We start from the raw sequence: 22,475 nt of genomic DNA on the forward strand, positions 1-22,475 counted from the left end.
AAGAATCTTATGAATACTTGATCTCATAGTAGTAATAAGATGGAGAGACAGGAGCTCCTATCAACTTTACGGCCCTTATTTAATGGAAATAATTACAATGAATTACTTAAAAAAGTTTAATATATTTGTTAAAGATACAATTCGTCTTTATATTGATTAAGAATTTCACCTCAATGAGAATATATTTTGGCTATTTAGTTCTTCTGATATTATTTCCGTTACAAATACATGCGCAGCAAAATCTGTCAGCCGACGAATTATTTGCAAAAGCAAGAACTGCTGCATTTGAAAATAAGGATTATACCAACTCTATTGTATTGGCTAAACAAGCCCTGGAAAAAGCCCCCGATTATACCGATATTTCAATTTTTTTAGGAAGAGTTTATACGTGGAATAAGGATCCGGAGTCTGCAAGAACAGTTTTTGAAGCACTTGGAAAAAAAAATATACAGGATGAAGATTATTTTATTGCCTACGCATCCTTAGAATATTGGAATGACCAGTATAGTAAAGCCAAAGAAATCCTCGACAAAGGGTTGTCTTTTCATCCGCAATCTGAAGCGCTTTTACTTTTAAAAGCGAACGTAAATTATGCGGACAAAGATTATATTGAATCCGAAAAAGCCATTAAATCCATTTTAGCCATCGATCCGAAAAACACGGAAGCCAACAGCCTTGCCGTAAAAGTGAAAGAGTTTACTTCTAAAAACGCTATAAGCATTCTTTATAACTATTCCCATTTTGATAAGCAGTTTGATGACGACTGGCATGTTGTAGGGATCAGCTATAAAAGGGCTACCCCTATTGGAGCCGTGATTATCAGAGGGAATTATGCCAACAAATTTGCTCAAGACGGTACCCAGATTGAGCTGGAAGCTTATCCACGGTTATCAAAAACATTTTACTTGTATGTGGGAGGTGCCTATTCCAATGATGTCGGGCTTTTCCCGAAATACCGTACAGGGGTATCCCTTTATGCTAATCTTCCTAAGAGTTTCGAAGGAGAAATCGGATACAGACAGCTTTATTTCAGCAACAGCATCTGGATGTACACAGCATCTATCGGAAAATATTACAAGAATTTCTGGTTTAATATAAGAACCTACATTACGCCGGATAACAAAAATATCTCGCATTCCTATACCGGAACAGTACGCTATTATACGAAAAGTGCTCAGGATTATATTGGCTTTCAGATCGGCACGGGAATAAGCCCTGAAGAAAACCGAAATAACCTTCTTGAAAATGAAACTTTTAAGCTTAAAACTTTTAAAATAGGTGCTGAATATAATTTTACAGTACAATCCAATATATTCTCTGTGGGAACCATGTATTACAACCAGGAATACCTTCCGAATACAAAAGGAAACCAGTTTGATATTACTTTAGGCTACACAAGAAATTTTAGACTGTTTTATTTATTTTTTTTCATAAAATTAATAACTACAGAATCAGGCATTAGTTTCTTCGTGGTATAAAAACTTGAATTCATCCTTTTAAACTGGTTAAAACGCCCATTGATCATATTCAGGGCAGAAGCATCATTAGAAGGTTCTTCCTCTGAGTTTTCAAGGGTAAACAACTCCCCGTCGTGAAGATAATATTGATCTGAAACAAAATCAGCCATCATATTTTTACTCTGCATCATAGGGATTCCTGCTTTGCCTGGTTGAAGATCCGGAGAAAAGCCCCGCCCTACCCATGTAACAGTAGATGGCGTACGGAGTTTATAATTATTTCTGTAATAGGCTACAATAGAAGGAGCAACATCAAAGTGACTTGCCGTTTTGTGAAAACGTTTTGTTTCCTTCAGTAATGGTGAATAAATCAGTAACGGCACATGAAACCTGTCAATCTTAGACTCCAGTGTGATCTCCGGCATACTATGATCTCCTGTAATAACAAAAATCGTCCGTTGAAAATCCGGGCGTTTACTGTAGTTTTCAAAGAAGTTTTTCAAAGCATCATCTGCATTAAGCACAGCAACCAATTGGTTTTTAAAGTCCGCCGCCCATTTTTTCTGCTCCGGATTTAAAAGATTGGATTGCAACCTTTCGTTATAAAGTTTTTCATAATATTCTTTGTTATTAATCAGAAACGGATTATGGGTGGAAAGGGTAAGAAGCATTTTAAAATAAGGCCTTTGCTGTAATTTCTGGGTTTCCAGCATCTTTCTGAAAACGGCCTGGTCTTCATATCCCCAACTGTCTCCATTGTTTGCCGGCAGTCTTTTGTAAGCCCCTCCATACGATCCAATGTCTACAATATGATCTACTTTACTGTACTCGAGGAAGTTTCGGTATCCGTCAAACAACAAATTTCCACCGTAGTGAAATCCTGTTTCAAATCCGTTGGCTTTCAGTATATTAAAAAGGTTAAAATTTTCCGGTGTTTTTTCAATTTCCAGGAATCCGTTTTTTCCGAAAGGAAGTGATCCTGTAAGCGAAGGTAAGGCTCCGAATGTCCTTCCCGCAGAGCTAAGGCAATTCTCCCAATACAAACTTTTATTAGACAAAGAATCCAGAAACGGCGTAAAGTTTCCGACATAACCTTTAGGAGAGGTGTATGCGTGTCCAAAACCTTCCATCACGATAAATACAAGATTCGGAACCTCATCGGATCTGTTGAAATAAGATCCCAAAAAATCGGGAGTATTCTCTTTTCTCCAGAAAGGAAATGACTTGTCGAGCATTTCAGCATTGGCTGTAAAGCTTTCTTCCCCATTAATTATTTCTCCGATTTCCGGGTGTTCGCTGATAAAATTCTCTTCATTGGAGGTAAAGAAATAGTTCCATTTACTCTTTGAAGCTGTCTGGCCGAAGGTATTATTTGTCTGGTTTAATTCCTTTGACTGAAACATATTATTGGGAACAAAAAAAGCAATCAGGCCAAGGCTTAAAAAAGCGATTCCGATATATTTCGACTTCAAAGCGGATTTTACGGCCATCCATAATGGAATGATACATATCGCAATCAAAACGATCAATAGCGCAATATTTTTTAAATTAAGCATTCCGCTTGCTCTTAAAATCTGTTTGATCTCATATTTGTTGTAATAAAAAAGATCTGCCCCAAGCATATTTTGAGTCTCAGAGAAATATAGGAACAGAATATACTGTGCTACGGTCACCAATCCGAATAGGACAAGTGCTGATAAGTTGGCCCAATTCTCTTTTACGGAATTGATAATTAAATAAATAATTCCAAAGCCAAATATCAGTTTAAACGCAAACAAAATATTTTCAAAAAAAAGATTTCCTGCAATTGAAGAAGGATTCAGCATTGGGAAAGAATATTTATACCAAAGCCACTCTGCTGTGATCCCTACCAAAAATAAAAGCAAAAAAACGGCTGATACCATTCCGAATTTTTTCAACCCATTATTAAGAATCGCGGATATTCTTTCTTTTAAAGGTAAATTTTTGGTATTCTGATTAAACCCCTGTCTTGTCATCTCACCCCAACCGTGGGATTTTTTAAAATAATCTATAAACCCCTTCACCCCGGCTTTCACCACGATGGGATGAAAATAAAACGGTTCTGAAAACGCAGTACCGATCAAGGTTAGAAAATCTTTCCTTTTGGTATAAACCTGATAGCTAACAAGATCCACCAAAATCCCATAAATAGAGTAAAGAAATCCCATCGATACGACCAGGGCAAACAAAATCACGAAAAACGGCCAATTGATAATTCCTAATAAAAGGAAAATAATAAAGAGTATATATCCAGAAAATTCAACCAAAGGCCCCAGAAATTCAAAGAAAAACCAATAAGGAAGACTTACCATGCCCAGCTTTCCGTATTTTGGGTTAAACATCATTTTCCGATGTTTCCACAAAGTTTCGATGGTTCCCCGCATCCACCGGTTACGTTGTTTTTTCAGGATATCTTTGCTTTCAGGAACTTCCGTCCAGCAAAGCGGATCAGGAATTGTAAGAACTTCATAAGGCTCATTCTTTTCTTCCATATACTTTCTCATACGGACTACCAGCTCCATATCCTCTCCTACCGTAGTTTTATCATATCCACCGCATTCCAAAACTATTTTTCTGTCGAAAACTCCAAAGGCCCCGGATATCAGGATTAATCCCGATGCCCGCGCCCATGCCATTCTTCCAAGAACGAAAGCACGGATATATTCCAACGCCTGGGTTTTACCGAGGAGCGTTTTTGGCATATTTACGCTTACTACTTTTCCATCTTCAATAACGCAATTGTTAGCGAGACGGATCACACCTCCGCAGGCGATAATTTTTTTATCGGTTTGTTCCAGAAACGGTTTTGCCAGTTTTAAAATGGCATCCTGTTCCAGGATACAATCCACATCAATACACACCAGATAATTTCCTGAAGAAACATTAATTCCTACATTTAGGGCATCAGCTTTACCCCCGTTTTCTTTATCTACGACAATAAGCTTTTTAAAAGCCTGGTTTTTACTCTTATAGATGCCTTTTATTTTATTGGTTTCAATTGTACCTTGTACAAAAAAAGACACTCTTTCAAGCTCATAAGCTTCGATCAGTTTCTGCATGGAATCATCTTTACTTCCATCGTTAATGATGATAATTTCCAGGTTGTGATAATAGAGAGATAACAGGGACCTTACATTTTCTACAATGGTCATTCCCTCATTATAAGCGGGAGCGAGAAGGCTGAAGGTAGGCGAATTGGGATTAGCGGCAATAATGCTGTAATCGGTAAATGTATTTTCTTTTTTATAACGTATTACAGCTCCTAACGCATATATTCCGACCCAGCCGTAAATAATGACTACTGCCGTCCCATACAGCAGGAATAACCATATAACAACTTCATAGATAATGTGTGAGAATTCTAACATACTTTTTCCTGGACTGCGTGTTTTATAATTTGAATTAATTCTTCGGACGACGTTTCATCTTCCGAAAGTTTTGATAAGTATTCCTTATATCCCAATGCAGCAAGAGCTTCCGCTGCATACAACTTAATCCCTGTATTGATATTTTCCGATAATTCTTTTTTGAGTAAGCCTATACAGGACTGATCCTTAGAAACTTTCATCACACGAAGAATTTCAAGCTGAACTTCATATGGCTGGTCAGGATACACTTTTGTAAGGAACTGAATGGTTGAAGGATCTTCCAATGACAAAAGGGTATGCACGGCCTGTATTCTGACCTCAACTGATGAATGCTCCAGAAGATCGGCCACCATCGGATAAAAAGAAAGCAATTGAAATTTCCTTACCAATTTTAAAGTAAAAATGATAACAGAGCTATTTGAACTTCTAAGCCAGCCTTCAATAGCTTCTCCTGAGTTTTCAGGTATGCTGGTAATGGAGAGAAGTAGCCGGAGCTGTTGCCATTCTGAAATTATCCCCGAAGCGGTACTCAAAAAATCCAATCCTTCAAAACCTTTAAAGCTTACCATGGCATATTGCGCTTCCTGGTAGACCTGTGCGGAAGGATGGGATAAAAAAGAGGAAATTTTGGGAAGGTCCTCCATTGCGTTCATGACCGTAAGTTCCTGTATCCCCCCGGCAATAAGATATGTTTTTTTCTGATCAAGCTTTTTAGCGGCTTCCTGCCGGAGATTGTATTCTTTAAACAGGTTTTTAATTTTAATTTTTGCAGCCCCTGAAAATTTCTTTTCGGAATCTACCAGTTTTTGCAGGAATAGATTTCTAAATGAAGGACTCCTGGAAAGAAGTGCAAAATTCTGATCAAGAGCAACTTCTTCATCTTCATAAACAATAACTTCCGATATTTTTTGATTAATAACCTTCATCCACCCCGAGATTCTTACAGATTCTTTGTACCGAAAAAAACTGTAAACAAGAATCCCTGTAATCAATAACAATACGAGAGACAACATCCCAAGGAAGATAAGAAACAGAAAATGTACAGAAGTGGTTAGCAGCATCGTTCTATTATTTAGGGGTAAATCTTTTTATCCTCAACATCAATTCATTGGGACTGAACGGCTTTACAATAAAATCAGAAGCTCCCAGATCAAAAGCGTTTAGTACCACCTCTTCCTGCCCCATACTGGATAGCATAATGACAGGAATCTCCTTTCCCATGGTTTGTATGGCAGAAAGTATTTCTATTCCTGAAGCAAAAGGCATCATGATATCGGTGATGGCAAGGTCTACATCTTTCTCTTTTAAGGTTTCGATGGCTTCTTTACCATTACGGGTAAGGATTACTTCATGCCCTTCTTTTAATAATTTGTGTTCTATCGTTTTTAGAATCAGTTCATCGTCTTCAGCGATCAGAATCAACATAGTCTTTTGTTTTTATTTTATTAAACCTTTTATTAAATTTAATCCGATTGTTATTTCATTGATAATTTCCTGCTGTAAAGAGGTGAAATCCATAGTTTCATCCGCTTTCTTTTCCCAGTATAAAGCAGTTTCTGCCAGCTTTATCAATCCGGCAGTTCCGGCTGTACCTTTTAGTTTGTGAAGGACTTTCTTCAACTCATCTCTGTTTTCTTCAGCCGATGCAGTTCTTATATTATTTTCCGCCTCAGAGAGCTGTTGGATTACCAGATCCAGGAAAATCGCTCTAAAATCATCATCGTCCCCCGTTTGATCATTGAGAAGATTCAGATCAAGATATTTCTCAGTTTTTACAGTATTTCCGGTTTCTATCGTTTGAACGGAGATGTATTTTTCTAGCATTTCCAAAAGATCCGACTGTCTCAGGGGTTTCGGAAGAAAATCATTCATTCCGGACATGATGCATTTTTCCTTTTCCCCGATGATGGTTCCTGCTGTTACACCAATGATCGGAACATCCTGATATCCTGGAAGAAGACGAATTTGTTTAGTAGCTTCAATACCATCCATTACGGGCATTTGGACATCCATCAGTATCACCGAAAAATGTTTGTTTTTACATTGTTCCACTGCTTCCAGTCCATTTACCGATTCTGTAAGCTCAGCATCGGGAATCAAAGATTTCATCATTTTGTTGTTAAGAACCATATTTACAGGGTTATCATCAACAAGTAAAACCTTAAGATGCGGTGGAAATAAAAAATTTTCTGCTTCCTGCTCTCCAACTGTGGGTATTTCTTTTACATTATCATGTACTACACGTTTTAAAGTTCGGTAGAGTTCTTCTGATTTTATAGGTTTTAGCAGGAAGTAAGAATTTTCTTCTTGCCGGAAAGAGTTGAGCACATCATGCTCTTCCGAAGAAGTATGAAGGATAACCAGGGGTGAAGTTTCATTTTTTTGAGCAAATAATTCCTTAATTTTCTCAATAGTTTCCAACCCTGAAATAATGGGCATATGATAATCCATCAAAATAACATCAAAATGTTCTCCATCCAATAAAATCTGCAAAGCTTCCATCCCGTTGGCTGCTAATTTTGACCCAATATTTTTATAGGCCAGCATGTGCTGGAGAATGATCCTGTTCGCCTCATTATCATCAACAATAAGAACTTTTTCTATTTTTAGTTCTTCTTCTTCAATACCTTCAGATTCCTCATAGGGAACTTCAATGTCAAAGAAAAATACGGATCCTTTTTCCGGTATACTGTTCAGGGAAAGATGGCTTCCCATATAGCCCAGAATATTATTGGATATCGTTAGTCCCAGTCCTGTTCCCCCGTAATGCTTGCTGATGGAACTGTTTTCCTGGGTAAAGGCATCAAAAATATGCTGCTGCTTTTCAAGCGGAATACCTATCCCGGTATCTCGTACGGAAAATCTTAATGATATATTTTGTCCTGTGATATTCAGCTTTTCTACTTTAAGCTCAATTTCGCCACGATGTGTAAATTTAACGGCATTACCCAACAGATTAATGAGAATCTGTTTCATTCTGGATTCGTCAAGCCAAAGTACTTTCGGCAATCCCTGTTCAATATTGAGTAGCAACTCAATGTTTTTTTTCTGTGATTGATAAAGGATCACATTGATGACCTGGCTAACTAAATCATAAACATTCGATCTTTCGATAAGGAGTTCCATTTTTCCAGATTCTATTTTCGAAAAATCCAGGATATCATTAATTATATTGAGTAGATTTTCCCCCGATTCATTGATATAGTTAAGATATTGAGTTTGTATTTCATTGAGAGGAGTTTTCAAAAGAAGATCTGAAAATCCGATCACTCCATTCAGAGGTGTACGGATCTCATGACTCATATTGGCAAGAAATTCTGATTTTGCTTTGCTTGCAATATCCGCCATTTTCTTTGCATTTTTGAGTTCTTCGTTGGTTTTTACAATATCGGTAATATTCTGTACAGAGACAATTATTCCACCTATTACGCCATCAGAAAGATACCATGGTCCTACTTCCAGGTTATAATGTTGGATGCCTTCTTTATGTGGAACTTCAATGGCAAAATCATCATTTTTATAGACCTTGCCTTCTAAAGCATTTTTGTAGATGGCCTTTCTTTCTTCAGGAACGTTAGGAGAAATGGTATAAATATTCTCTCCCATCAGCTCCATATTATTCATATTGAATTCTTCCTTCCAGCTTGTACTTACCGAAACATAATTAAGTTCTTTATCAAACATCGCTACTGCAACGGGAACATAAGTAGCAAAAGACTGCATCATTGCTTCTTTCTTCTCCAGTTCCAGATAGATATTTTTAAAAGCATCAATATCCTGAATGATTCCGTACACTCTGGTACATACTCCGTTTTCAAACTCCGGAATTCCTTTTACTCTTACCCAGATCGTAACTCCATCATTGCGGACAAGCTGAAATTCCGCATCATAAGGAATACCTTCTGAAACAGCCCGGTTAAATAAGAACTCAACTTTTTGTTTATCTTCTTCTTTATAAAAGCCGATTGCATTTTCAAAGTCAGGCTGGAATTCCTGATCTATTTTATGGATTTCTTTTGTTGTTTTGGACCAGATTACAGATTTATTTTTAAGGTTGACTTCCCAGCCACCCACCTGAGCGACCGAGCTCGTTTGCTCAAGCATTTTCTTGGCATAAAGAAGATCCCTTTCCAGACTCATTCTTTCCGTTACGTTCAATGCTGTACTTACCACATAAGGTTTTCCGTCTTTATCAATTTCCACAAGATTATGGTACATCCAGATCAGTTCTTCACCTTCTTTTGACTTGAGGATCATTGTTCCGAAATCTTCCTTATTCTGATTGATGCGTTCTAAATATTTTTCCAGCAAAGAACTATTTTGTTCAGGAACGAGATCTTTCAGATTTAATCCGTTTACTTCCTCCGCAGAATAATGCAGGGTTTCTCTACCTTTTTGATTCACCTCAAGAATATTTCCTTCCATATCGTGCATGCTCATCAACCCGATGGCATTTTCGAAGAAGCTTCTAAAACGGCGTTCGGAACTTTCAAGTTGGCGCTTTTCTTCGATATGCTGGGTAATATTAATGCCGAAACAAAAAATCTCTGAATGGTCATGGTTTTGCTTCAGGTACCATTCTATAATTATAGCACCAGCGTCATCAGTTTTTGTAGAGGTAGTAAAAACCAGTTCCTCATCTGTCTTAAGAAAATTTTCGAGTTTGAGTTGCCAATCGTCATCCTGCTTTTTTATAATCGTTAAAAAACTCTGATTAACTGCTTTTTTTGGAGCTATTCCGAATATTTTTTCAAAGGTGGGATTTGCTTCTTTAAGAATAAATTTGTTATCAAGAACGCAAATCAGGTTATTGGAAATATCAAAGGTCTGTTGGAAATATTCAGCCTGTTTATTCTTTTTTTTGCCGATATATAAATTGGTGATAGCTTCTCCAATTTTTTTCAGAGTATCTATTTGGTTGTCGGAGAGGTTTTTAGGCTTAAAATCAATAACGCACAGTGTACCTAATGCAAATCCTTCATCATCTATCAGCGGTACCCCTGCATAGAAACGGATACCACTTTCCAGAATTATAGAATTCCCGGATGATCTGTCGTCAGCAAGTGTATCAGGGATCACCAACACATCTCCGTTTGCAATAGAATACTGGCAAAGTGTATTTTCACGCTCCACACTATCCAAAGAAATCCCAATACAGCTCTGTATCATCTGGACATCACTTTCCATAATAGCAATAAGAGAGCTGGGACAGTCGGTAACCAGACAAGCAGTTTCTGCAAAAATATCTAATTGAGGATCCTTTGGCAGATTCAGAAGATCAAATAGTTCCAGTTTTTTTACTCTCCCCTGTTCATTATTAGGCACTGGATAATTCCCCATAACATTAACTAATATTTTGTTTTATGTTAAATATAGTTATAAAATCATTATGGGAAACTATTTTTTTACAACATCGTCAATATATTCAATTAATATTATTTAATAGTACATTACGATTACAAATATTCAAAATTACAGTTACGGAAAATTTAATCTTCAATAAAAATATCTGATAAAACGATTATTACATTTCCATTCCGGTTTAACTCATTCAATCGGAGTCAATTGTCGTTAAAATTATTTGATAACAATCCCGTCTATGTTTTCTTTTAAGATAGAGCTACTTGATAATTTTCTTTTTTAAAATTGAAAAGCCTTTTTACTGTTAAACGTTAAGACAATATTAAATCTATAAAAAAGCAAAAATCAGAGTAAAAAAATTTACTCTGATTTATTTAAATTGTAGACTCGCACATAAGTTTTAGATTAATTAAGTACGTTTCAAGCAGCTTGATATTTAAAATAATTTTTTAAGATCATGTACGGTCTTTTCATATCCAAGATATGGATTAAATACTTTAGATAATTTTTTATAAGTCCATAATTGTAAGGTTTACATTTTCATTGATATCAATTAATGAAAGTTTATCTTTTTCTCAATATCAGCATCAAATTTTTGAATTTATTTTTTCTCTTATCAGACAATACGTAATGCTAAACCACTATAGATTTTCTTAAATAAGTTCATACTGTTTTTTTGTTCCCCATATTGTGGAGACTTCCATGTTACATATTGATCTGTTATTTCTTTTATTACAGCAAAACAACCTCCATTTATATGTAAAAATGTAATTGCAGGCAGGGAGCTATTGATTAAATCATCAAGATTTATTTTTCCTACTTCATTTTCTATTTTAAAAGTCGATGACAAAATAGAATGTAAGGTTATAAAATCCAAATTTTCACAATCGACATTCTGAATATTTTTTTGCGGTTTATAATATTGAAAAAAGGTCTTAAAAATTTCTTGTGTTTTTGTTTTATTGTAATCTGCAGGTATCATTCTATTAGTTTTATTTATTGAGTAAATACATTGTTCCTTTTTCTGTGAATTTGAGATCTTCTATCTCAATTTTATAAGCTTTTTCATCACCTTTTAAGTAATAAAACTTAGCGAAATATTGAATATTATCAATCTTATTCCAACAGAAGTAATGATTTCCTTTTATTTGATAAAGAAAAATTTCATTGTATATATAATTATCTATACTACCAGTTGAAGTAAGCATGATAACACTTCTATCTGATTTTTTATAGAAGAACACTTCCCGATTAGCTGACTTATAGGGAGAGTCTTCTACAAAAGGAAAAGAAAATGATTTTCCGAATGTAATGGCTTTGGCCTTTGTTATTATATTTTTAATTCTTCGTTGATAAGGATTAATAAATAATTGAAAATTAAATTTTCGTTTTAAATCCCGGCCAAGAAATTGAGGCGATATATAAAATACCTCTGTTTTGTTTACCTCTTTCTTAGTGTATTTTTCTATATGGAAGGTGGGCAAACCTTTAATATTAATAAAATGAATTAATAAATAAGGCTTTTCTGTAATAAAATCGTATATGTTTCCATCTCTCCATATATGAGTATTTCTGCTGTATAAAAATTCCTGAGCCATGTCTACATGAAAATATTTGATTTTATTACTTAATTCCAACTTCCTTAATAAAAAGGCCATACTTTCTATTTCAGAATCAATATACTGTATGTCTTGAGTCTGAACGGTATTAAATTCAAAATTACATTCATCGAAACAGAAGTGACGGTCACTTTGTACTATTTTCTTAAAATCTTTACTTAACCTGAATATTTTATTTATAAAAGGAGTATTTCTATATAAGGTAAAGAATCCGGCAGGATATTTATCAACAGGAGAAATGACATCATATTGATTTAACATTTCATTAGTAATAAAAGCACGAATGTTCCCAAACATTAAATCGACATCACAATATCCCCAAAAGTCATACTTTGAAATATATTCTTGCAGTATCACCCCATACAAAGACTTGAAATCACATAATTTATAGGCATCTTTTATATTAACTGGAATTTTTAATTTTTCCGTTGCCATTTCATTAAACTTTTGTAAATCAAACTTAATGAAATGGACATTCTTTATTTTATATTGAGGAGCGATATTGGTGAAAATGTAAAAATCAATAGTTGGATTATACTCACAGCCTTTCAGGAAATAATCAAAATAGTCCGGCCATGCTTTCCCGAAAAAACAATTTATAAATGCTATTTTTTTCATAATAATTAGGATAATAATTAGAGGCTAGAAATGATATTAACTAAAGAACCCCCAGTAGTAGAAATAGGAAAGTATTAAAATAAATGAAAATAGTACTGAAATGACAATGATTTTGTATCTAAGTCGTCTGTAGGTCACAAAAAATAATATAAATGATAACCCGGATACGATCATATATACTTTTAACAAATAAAATAAATTGACAAACTTTTCGGGAATACCAAAAGCACATATAAAAAAATTAGTATTATTAGAATAAACTATTGCATAGATAAGCCCTGCCATAAGTACTATTCCTATCATACAATTAATAATTAGTATTATGTAGAAAGTTTTCATGATCAGCTTGTCTACATTTCGTCTTTTCCATATACTTACAGAAAAGAAAATAATAGCAACTAATAAAATTCCATAAGCCAGAATCAACGGAGCAACTTTCAAGATATCAAAACCACCAAATAATAACATGGCTAATTTGGTAATCCCTGAGTTAATATGAATATCTGTGATAAACCTCACTTCCGGAGAATTAATAACTCGTGTACTTCCTGAATTTAAAGGCATTTTATCATTGATGAAATTATTGATAAAATCACTTCCTTCTTTTCCAAATAAGAGAGCATGACCTTCATTTTTGAAGATGATCAGTTGGGCATTCAGTAATCCTGCCAGAGATTGTGCATTTGAAACAGGAGTAATGGGGTCAAATTCTCCTCCTATGATCATCGTTGGAATTTTAGACATCTTTCCATAGTCTAATATATTTTGCGGAACCTGTTTATTATTATTCCACTGGCTGCTCACAAGAAAGTCGGCTCTGTAAAATGATAATCCCCCTTTTAATCCGGGATAATTCGCTGCATCCTCATCATAATACTTCAATGAATTATAAGGAACCGCATCATTAAGTACCATACTATAATAGGTCCCAAAGTCCAATGCTTTAAAAACACCAGAAAATACACCTACAATTGAGCTGAGTGTTTCGGCATCTCTTTTATGAAATAAGGTAATGATAACGGGTAATACCTCTATTAATTGCTTCGTGTATAAAGCCTGGTGAATTACAATTTTAAAATCTTCGCTATTAAAAGTAAAGCTACCTTTTTCCAGAAGATCTTTAGGAACTCCTACCGTTAATGGATTTTTAGCCAGATCTTCTATTACTTCATAATAGGTCTTTTCAAGATTTGGGAATTTTTTATTTACAGCCGGATTTTGCTTACATTTTGCAAAAAATAGGTTTAGTTCTTTCACATAATGATCGTTGATTTTATTGTAATATTCAGAGATATTATCAACCGGAGAATCCAGAATCATTTTATTGAAATCTTCAGGAAATGAGTTCGCATATACCTGCGAAATATAGGTCCCATATGAAACTCCAAGTACATTCCATTTGTCATAATGTAAAGCCTTTTTAAGCGCATGAAGATCATTGGCAATATTGATACTGCTATAGTTAGCTGGGTCAATGCCTTTTCTTATGAGTTCATTTTTACAGTTCATTGCGGCAAATGACCTGTTTTTTTCATCTGCTGTTGAAGATTCGTTTGAAGATAAAATATTAAATATTTCCGTTCCAAGTTCCGGGCATAATTTCGGTAAAGAGTTCCCGACTCCCCTTGCATCCACCAATACAATATCTGAGTAATCCCTCAATGGATGGTTCCTAAAATACCCGAATGCACCTATGCCTGATTGTCCTGGCCCCCCTTCTATATATAACAGAGGTTTCTGAATGGATTGTTTTTTCTTCTTTAAAACAACATATGCTATTTTTATTTTGCTTGACGGAGCGATCCAGTTTTCAGGAACTGAGAGGTATCCCCATTCAACCGATTGATCATCTTTGAGGTTTTCAACGTCAAAAAATGGTTTTGTTTTTGTAATTGTGTATTCCCATTTCTGAGCGAACAAAAATGAGGATAACATCATGAGTAGTAAAAAAATTACTTTCTGGGTCTTCATATAGAATTATTAATTTTTATTTTTTTATTATTTATAGAGTCACTGTATCAACATGTTCGAACTTTAAAAGTCAAAATCAATGTCTACCGGATTATTGCTGTGGAAAAAATCCTTATACCCAAGCTCAGCTTCAGATCTCAATGTTGACAGGTATTTCACAAAATCTGTGTAGGCCTGTGAAAAATCTGCAATGATATGTTCTTTATACAGACTTTTGTTATAGCTTATCTCAAGCTGAATGCCTTGCGGTTCATTAATGATATTCATGATAAGCGGGAATTTATTGTAGGTGGTATCCTGCGAAACATTTTGTAAAGAAAAGTCCGCAAAATCACTTATTGTATTATAACTTAATTCAGGATCTTGGGTTACAAAAAGTATATCAATATTATTTTTCACGAAAGAATGGTCTGAAACTTCTTCATATTTTGTGACTTTTAAAAATTCTTGAGTCACTTTATGAAGCACTTCACCTAATTCTTCTTCTCCGAATGTTACCCGTACTAAGAGACTTTTAATGAAAACACCTAAAAGCGATTGTACCTGAGGTACAGACCTTCCTGAATCTATTGTAGCAATACAGATATCTGTCTTCCCGGAAATATTACGTAAAAATATCAACAAAGATGTTAACATAAGCAGATAAGGTGTTGTTTTCATCTTTTTTGCTAAATCAGATAATCCTTGTGTTACTTCCAGATCCAGAGGAATTGTAAATATATTCCCTTGATACGAATCAGCAGTTACAGTTTCTTTTTTTACAAAAGCTTCATATGGATATCCTTTTGTATAGTTTTTCCAAAAAATGTCATTCTTTTCAAGATCTGCATTCTGGTAATACCAATTTGAATAATCCCGGAACTGAATCTCAGGCCGCAGTTCCGCTGTTTGATTTGAATGATTATTATAAAGAGATATCAATTGTTTTATAAATATTCCTGTTGATATTCCATCAAAAATAATGTGATGAACAAGGAAAATAACTTTGTACTTTCCCCTGACTTTCAAAATCATCATTTTGAGTAATAATTCTTTTTCAAGATCAAAACAATAGCCTTTATAGTCATCAATAGCTTTCCTGTATCCGGATTCGTTTGCAACCTCATTAATTTCTAATGCAAAATGAATATCTTCAGAAGAGTGGATTTTCTGAATCACAGCTTCATCCTCCAGAATAAAATTTGTTCTTACAATTTCAGAAGCAGATATTATTTGTCTGACTGCTTTTTCAAATGTTACAACATTAATGGTTCCGGCTACATCGAACTCCATCAACATATTATACGAAGGAGAAACTTCTTTTCTCTGGCAGGCCAACCAGATATTCTTTTGTGTAGGTGTTGCCAAATATAGATCCTGATCTGGTGCTTTTAAGATCAAACTGTTCCTGTCATTTTTCTTTAAAATAGTATGACATAAAGAAGATAAATCAGGATTTTCAAATACGTCCTTCATAGTCAGATGGACAGAAAACTTCTTGTTTAACACATTCACTAGTCTGGAAATCAATAAAGAATGGCCTCCCAGTTCAAAAAAATTGTCTTTATCTTCAATATCTTTCTTATAGTTTAAGATTTCCCGCCATACATCCTTTAATTCCTGCATCATTTCTGCATCTTTAATGATCTGGATTGTAGCAGGTTCTTCAGAAGGAAAGTCTTTCATTGAAAGAGATTTCCTGTCTATTTTCTGATTGGGAGTTAGGGGAAATTCCTCTATTGGAAAAATAAATTGGGGAACCATATAATAGGGGAGCTTTTCATGCAATTTCTCATATAGAGAAGAGATCTCAATTGGTGCATGAGTTTTCAAGTATGCTATCAGTTGATTTTCGCCCTCCACTTCTTTAGCCACTACAACAGAATCTTCAATATTCTCCACCGTATTCAGATGGTTTTCAATATCTCCTAACTCTATTCTATATCCTTTTACCTTAACCTGGTTATCACTTCTTCCGAAGAACAAGATTTCACCTTGTTCATTCCATTTGCCTACATCACCTGTTTTATACATTAATTCTTCCTTCCTGAAAGGATTTTTTATAAACCTTTCAAGGGACAAGTCTTCATTATTATAATATCCTTTGGCAATCCCCTTACCTCCAATATAAATATCACCAACAGTATTTACCGGAAGTAAATTTAAATCTGTATCTAAAATATAGAAAGAAGTTTCTTTAATAGGTTGACCAATATTCTGAGGCAACGTTCCGGATTCAATCTTTTTTGTTGAGGACCAGATCGTAGTTTCTGTGGGTCCATACATATTCCAAAGTTCTTTGCATGATGCAAGCAATTCCTCAATAAGATCATTATTGATCAAATCACCACCACACATTATTTTTAATTCCGAATCTGGTTCCCAGCCTACACTAAGAAGTCTTTTGAAAAAACTTGGGGTCGCCTGAATAACAGAGGGTTTCACCTCGACAATTTCCTGTATTGTAGCCACTGGATCTCTCAAGGTCTTTTCACTGGCAATGTATAGTGTGGCACCATTAATCAGAGGGGTAAAAAACTCCAGAATAGAAATATCAAAAGAATAAGTAGTTACTGAATACATTGTGTCTTGATCGTCGATTCCCGGCTTTTCACTTATACTTTCTAACAGGTTTAACAATGAAGCATGCCCAATTTCAACCCCTTTAGGGTTTCCTGTAGATCCCGATGTATAAATAATATATGCAGTATCTGTTGGAGTAACATATACTTCTTTATTGCAAAGACTTTTGTTTACAATATCTGAAACTAAAATACTCTCGATATCAGTAAGATTAAGAGAAATATTTTCTTCAGATATTAAAAGCTGCGCCTTACTATCCTGTAAAATATACTGCAATCTTTGTACAGGAAATTCAGGATCGAGAGGTATATAAGCCTTCCCCGCTTTCATTATTCCCAGCAAAACACAAATCATATAAGCCGACCGGTTCAATAAAACAGCAACCGTCTTTTCATCGTTATGATGATGGAGAAGGTAATCAGCTATCTGTGTAGAGATCTTATTAGTCTCAGTGTAGGATAAAGAAAAGTTTTCATCGGCAATTGCAACTTTATCAGGAAATTCTAAAGTCTTCTCATTGAATAGATCAAGGAATGTTTTATTGTGGTCTTGATTTTCATCTTTAGATGAGAATCTTTCATTAAATAAGAAGAGACTTTCTTTTTCTTCCTCAGACAAAAATGAAATTTTATACAGAGGTTCAGCTGCTAATGTTTCGATGTTAACGATCATATAGTGAATATGTCGTACGCACTGTTCAATAGATTGGTCATCAAAATAATCGGTATTGTAATCAAAATCTATTTTAATATCCTCATTATCATCGAATTCCCTTACAAACAAGGCTAAAGCAGACCTCTCAGATTTATTGGTAAGCGGAATCACTGTAGTTTGAGTACCTTCAAAGTGATCAGCATAATTATGTTTCTCGTAAGATAGGGTAATATTAAAAAGCTTATTTTTTTCATTAAAAAGTTTCAGGTCACTTACAATTTTTCCCAACGGATATCTTTGATGCCTGTAGTCGGACATCAGTTGCTTTTTTGTACTATTGATCAGATCCAACAAATTAGCCTGATAATCCAGTCTCATCCTTAAGGGTGAAACTCCCATAAATAATCCAACTGTTTTTTTGAAGACTTTGGTGTTTCTGTTCAGCACAGGAATTCCAATAGCTAGATCATCACTCTGATTAATTCTTCCAAAATACAAGAAAAACAACCCTAAAAATCCGTGAAATGTAGAGAAATTATGCTTTTTACCCAATTCTATGAGTTTGTTATAATCTTCCCTGCGAACTATTAGTTCTTTCCTGTCGCTTTCATGAACAGCGTATTCTTTATTATCTTTCCTGTTAAAAACAACCGGAGGTAGTGTTGAATATCTTTCAGCCCAATACTGCTTATCTTTATAAAATTCATCGGAATCCTGATAAGCCAGATCGTGAGTTACAAACGTACTATATTCGTAAGGGTATTGGTCTTGAACCATATCAAATTTCAGGATGTCATTATAATTTTTAATCAATCTCTGGAACATAAGAGAGGTTCCCCATCCATCTGTGATGATGTGATGGTATACTGAGAAAAGGTAATAGTGAACATTACTGCATTTGATAAGAACAAATCGATACAGACAATCATCTTCCAACACATTGAAAGGTATTAAAAACTCCCTCTCCATAAAGTGTTCAGCGCTACTCACAGCATCAGTTTCATTTGAAAAATCGATCCATTCCAAATGTCTTGGTTCTTCTTCTTTTATATGCTTTTTTACCTCATCTTCAGATTGTCTGAAAAAACTTCGATAGGCATCGTGCTGATTGATCATCTCACGATAGGCCTTCTTAAAAGTTTCAATCTGAATTTCACCTTTAATTTCTATTTTGGCCCCTATATTATAGATCGGAGTATCGGGATACAGCAGTTGTTCAAAGAAAACATCCAGTTGGGGAAGTGTCAGTTTCATAAACCTATGGTATTAAAAGTAAGCATTTTGAAAATTTGCAGGAATATCTTCTTTCACGATTTTACCGTAATCAAATTTCAAAAGCTTATCACAGTAATGGAAATATCTATCGTCATGAGTAACAGCAATGATGGTTTTACCTTGTGATTTCAATTTGGGAATCAATTCTTCATAGAAATATTTTCTGAAATACGGATCCTGATCTGCCGCCCACTCGTCCAGTACTACGATCGGTTTGTCTTCCAATAAAGCAAATATCAACGCCATCCTTTTGCTTTGACCTTTTGAAAAACTTCTTCTGGCAGATTCTTCTGAATCGTCTTTTACGATATTTTCAAGTTTAAATGTTTCAAGTAATATTTTATATTTTGGATTATTTTCCAGTATATAATCATCATAATTTTGTGAAAAGAGGTGATTGCTGGTAAATACAGCAGAAATAAGATTCTGGATTTCCTTCTCTGAATTTATTTTTTCACCGTCAAAAAAAATATCCCCCTGGTCAGGAACATACAAACCTGAAAGAATATTGATAAAAGTACTTTTACCGCTTCCGTTTCCTCCTACAATAAAGATAACTTCTCCTTTGTTAATTTCAAGGTTGATAGGCCCTAACTCAAAATTAGCATCTGCATTATCATTTTTATAGTTAAAATGAATATTCCTAAAATTTAATTTTGAAAAGTCGGCAGCCAGTTCTTTATTATGTACATTAACAATCTTTTCATTTTTAAAATCCTCATAAAATGTTTCAAGACGTTTGTTCGCTACAAACAGTCTGGTGACCACATCCTGAAGATTGATCAGGTTATTAATAGGACCAGCAATAAATAATAAAACCAGTACATATGGAATTACAAATTCTCTTTTCAGCCATCCTAATTCAGGTAATATAAAAAGAATAATACCCATTATAATGTACATCCCATACTGACTGATAAGCCCTATTGATAAAAAGGAAAAACTAATTTTAAAATCCAACGCATAGGATGCAGTCCTGTTTTCATATACATAGTTTTCAAGCAGTTTCTTTCTTCTTTTATCACTGATCATTAATTCTTTAAAACCACTGATCACGTCCTGTACATACCCGAAATAATGCTCATTATATTTTTTCACCTTTTCTATCGACTTTGATAAGGAATTCATTACTAAATAATAGATTCCAGCAATTATCAAAATCGCAACAAGAATAATTACCGCAGATACCGGAGATAATTTGACGAGATAGAAAAGGCATAATATTACCATCAGTAAAGAGGAGAATGCTGCAGTTACCACAGCCGGCAGTGAATAAAATGTTCTTGTATCTTCCACAGCTGTATAAAACCTCTGAGTTCCTAATTTCTCGATTTTTATCAATGGTGTATCCAGTATTTTCTGGAATAATTTCTTTTCTAATTGGGAAAGCAATTCAAAGGTTATTTTATTGAGCTCTCTCTGAAAAAAGATACTTAATAAATAAGCATAGACAACAAAAGCAAAAAAGGTTATATAAATATAGCTGCTTGCCGAAAGCTGATTAGACAGTGTATTGTTTATTATATAAATAATAGCAAAACTCAGTAAACTGCTTATAACCGCATATACAGATATTAAGATGATGTGTTTAGATTTTATTTTTAACATAATTTGATTCTTTTAATTTAAAACAATGGTTAATGAGTTTTCCTATTTCTGGTCCGTTATCATGAATAAAAAAGTGATTTCCAGGCAATATTGAATGATGAAATTGAGACTCTGTAAATCCTCTCCAATTTTCAATTTTTGTATTGAGTGATTCTTCGCTGCCCATCATCGCATAAATGGGTGTTTTAATGACGACATCATTTTCAAAACACTGTTCTTTTTCTATGCATTCGAAATCAGCCCTCATGATTTTAGCGAAAAAAGAAAATGCATCGTGGTTTTCAAGGATTTCGATTGGAATTCCACCCATCTCTGATATTCTTTTTTTGAAAGTATCATCATCTAAATTGTATCTGATAGGAATTTTATGATTTTTTAAAGGCCCCGGATTTCCTAATACCATTAAAAACTCCGGGAAATCATGATCTTCTTCAAGCATCCGGGTAACAGAAAGGCCAAGCAAGGCTCCCATACTATGTCCTAATACGATAAAAGGAGAACCGTTCCTCTTTTTTTTTATCTGCAGAAAAAGGTCATCAATTGCTTCTTTTTTTCCGGTTATTAAACTTTCTCTAAATCTTTCTCCTCTACCCGGCAGTTCTATAGGAATAAATTCGACGTCGGAGGTTATTGTTTTTTGTAAAAAATTGTAAGAATATTTATTTCCGCCTGCAAAATGTAGCAAAAAAAGCTGTTTATTCATTATTTAGGGGTTGGTGTTTAGGGGTTAAACTTTGTCCATGCATCATCTTGCGATGCTTTTTCAAAACTGGATTTCATTTTAGATAAACTATCTTTTATAATGGTATCATTCTGAAGCTTGTTGATTGCTGAAATGATTCCTGAATTATTTATCGAATGAGTTTCTATTTTTATTCCTAATTGGTGGGCAGCTACCCTATCTGCATTTTCAAACTGATCAAGCCCTAATGGAATAACAGCCATCGGAATTTCATGCATGATGCATTCTTTAACCCCCCCCATTCCGCCATGTATGATGGCAAGGTCTGAATGTTGAAGCATGGCCACCTGAGGAAGCCAATGGTGAATTCTTATGCTATCTGAAGCCTGAGATTTATAGTTATCAAATAAGTTTCCGACCGATATATTAAGGATATAATCTTCCATAGATTCCTGTCGAAAACTATCGATAAGTGTTTGCGTAATGTATTGTGCTTTTTCGTTATCAATTTGTTCGGCCCATGAACCTAATGAACAATAAACCAACTTTTTTCCAGATTTCTTCTGTTTAGAAATCTCATTTTCAAGATTATCCATATCATAATGTAAATGAAATATATTCTGCTCAGGGATACAAGGTCCTACATACATATCATTTCCATTAACCACTGCATTTTCTATTAAGAATTCTTTTGAGGCAGGTACTACATTATAGAAGTTTTCAAAAACACATAAAACATCGTTCAGAGAATTCATTGCATATCCTTTATCGATAAGGTAATTAATCAGAAGATTAGTAGATTCCAGGTTGGCATCATCCATAAGCATATTGATGCTCCATTCTTTTACCTTTTCTGTAAATGATGTTTTACTGAAATCGTTATCAACAGGAAAGTGGCAATATACCAGGAATGTTTTTATCTTATATTTCAAATAGAAAGTGGCTGCTTCTATTGGATTATAGGCTGTAAAAAGAATAGCTGACGGATTAAAATCCTGCATCAGCTCATCAAGACCACCATCGATAATTGTACGAATAACATCCGCATTGATTTTACCAGACTCATATTTGCTGCCTTTCGGATAATAATCCCCAAAAATAGATGTGTATGGAAATGATGTCCCGGATATTATTTCTGTCACATCAGGTACACCGATATAATGAACATGGGCCCCCATCTGATGAAGTTTTTCACTGATTCCCAGCGTAGGAATTATATTTCCTCTAAATGCATCCGTATAAACCAATATTTTTTTCATAAGGTTATTGTTTTTTATGG

Annotated in this window: 12 protein-coding genes; 1 reads left to right on the plus strand and 11 read right to left on the minus strand. The window is 34.5% G+C overall.

The genetic code is table 11. The features are described 5' to 3' along the window. Nucleotides 1-173: 173 nt before the first annotated feature. Nucleotides 174-1,478: a YaiO family outer membrane beta-barrel protein gene (locus MTQ00_RS08385; protein WP_273648434.1), complete on the plus strand. Its 1,305-nt coding sequence runs from the start codon at nt 174-176 to the stop codon at nt 1,476-1,478. On the opposite strand, the gene MTQ00_RS08390 is transcribed toward MTQ00_RS08385, so the two are convergent. The 11 genes from MTQ00_RS08390 to MTQ00_RS08440 all read right to left on the minus strand — a co-directional run bounded on the left by MTQ00_RS08390 (nt 1,415) and on the right by MTQ00_RS08440 (nt 22,455). Next, nucleotides 1,415-4,846, minus strand: a complete 3,432-nt coding sequence (locus MTQ00_RS08390; RefSeq protein ID WP_273648435.1) for a sulfatase-like hydrolase/transferase — start codon at nt 4,844-4,846, stop codon at nt 1,415-1,417. The two genes, MTQ00_RS08385 and MTQ00_RS08390, sit on opposite strands and share 64 nt — an antisense overlap. Continuing rightward, complete coding sequence (locus MTQ00_RS08395) at nt 4,840-5,907, minus strand: HEAT repeat domain-containing protein (RefSeq protein WP_273648436.1); 1,068 nt, start codon at nt 5,905-5,907, stop codon at nt 4,840-4,842. The genes MTQ00_RS08390 and MTQ00_RS08395 overlap by 7 nt, the downstream gene beginning before the upstream one ends. Nucleotides 5,908-5,914: 7 nt before the next feature. Further along, entirely contained in the window at nt 5,915-6,271 is a 357-nt protein-coding gene (locus MTQ00_RS08400) for a response regulator transcription factor (RefSeq protein WP_172279099.1), read from the minus strand. 12 nt (nt 6,272-6,283) lie between these two features. Further along, nucleotides 6,284-10,186 carry a PAS domain S-box protein gene (locus MTQ00_RS08405; RefSeq protein WP_273648437.1) on the minus strand — a complete coding sequence of 1,301 codons (3,903 nt, stop codon included), beginning with the start codon at nt 10,184-10,186 and terminating at the stop codon, nt 6,284-6,286. 637 nt (nt 10,187-10,823) lie between these two features. Further along, on the minus strand, nt 10,824-11,189 hold the full coding sequence (locus MTQ00_RS08410) for a cysteine peptidase family C39 domain-containing protein (RefSeq protein WP_273648438.1): 366 nt from the start codon (nt 11,187-11,189) through the stop codon (nt 10,824-10,826). Between the two features lie 10 nt (nt 11,190-11,199). After that, on the minus strand, nt 11,200-12,444 hold the full coding sequence (locus MTQ00_RS08415) for a DUF6625 family protein (RefSeq protein ID WP_273648439.1): 1,245 nt from the start codon (nt 12,442-12,444) through the stop codon (nt 11,200-11,202). A 36-nt stretch (nt 12,445-12,480) separates the two neighbouring features. Continuing rightward, a complete protein-coding gene (locus tag MTQ00_RS08420; RefSeq protein WP_273648440.1) occupies nt 12,481-14,415 on the minus strand; it encodes an alpha/beta fold hydrolase in 1,935 nt (644 codons plus the stop codon). 63 nt (nt 14,416-14,478) lie between these two features. Then, on the minus strand, nt 14,479-18,885 hold the full coding sequence (locus tag MTQ00_RS08425) for an amino acid adenylation domain-containing protein (protein ID WP_273648441.1): 4,407 nt from the start codon (nt 18,883-18,885) through the stop codon (nt 14,479-14,481). A gap of 12 nt (nt 18,886-18,897) precedes the next feature. Continuing rightward, nucleotides 18,898-20,514 carry a cyclic peptide export ABC transporter gene (locus MTQ00_RS08430; protein ID WP_273648442.1) on the minus strand — a complete coding sequence of 539 codons (1,617 nt, stop codon included), beginning with the start codon at nt 20,512-20,514 and terminating at the stop codon, nt 18,898-18,900. Next, nucleotides 20,495-21,217, minus strand: coding sequence for a thioesterase II family protein (locus tag MTQ00_RS08435; protein WP_273648443.1), 723 nt, complete (start codon nt 21,215-21,217; stop codon nt 20,495-20,497). The genes MTQ00_RS08430 and MTQ00_RS08435 overlap by 20 nt, the downstream gene beginning before the upstream one ends. 17 nt (nt 21,218-21,234) lie before the next feature. Then, a complete protein-coding gene (locus tag MTQ00_RS08440) occupies nt 21,235-22,455 on the minus strand; it encodes a glycosyltransferase (RefSeq protein ID WP_273648444.1) in 1,221 nt (406 codons plus the stop codon). Nucleotides 22,456-22,475 lie beyond the last annotated feature (20 nt).

The sequence above is a fragment of the Chryseobacterium sp. B21-037 genome (assembly GCF_028570785.1).
GTDB classification, from domain to species: domain Bacteria; phylum Bacteroidota; class Bacteroidia; order Flavobacteriales; family Weeksellaceae; genus Chryseobacterium; species Chryseobacterium proteolyticum.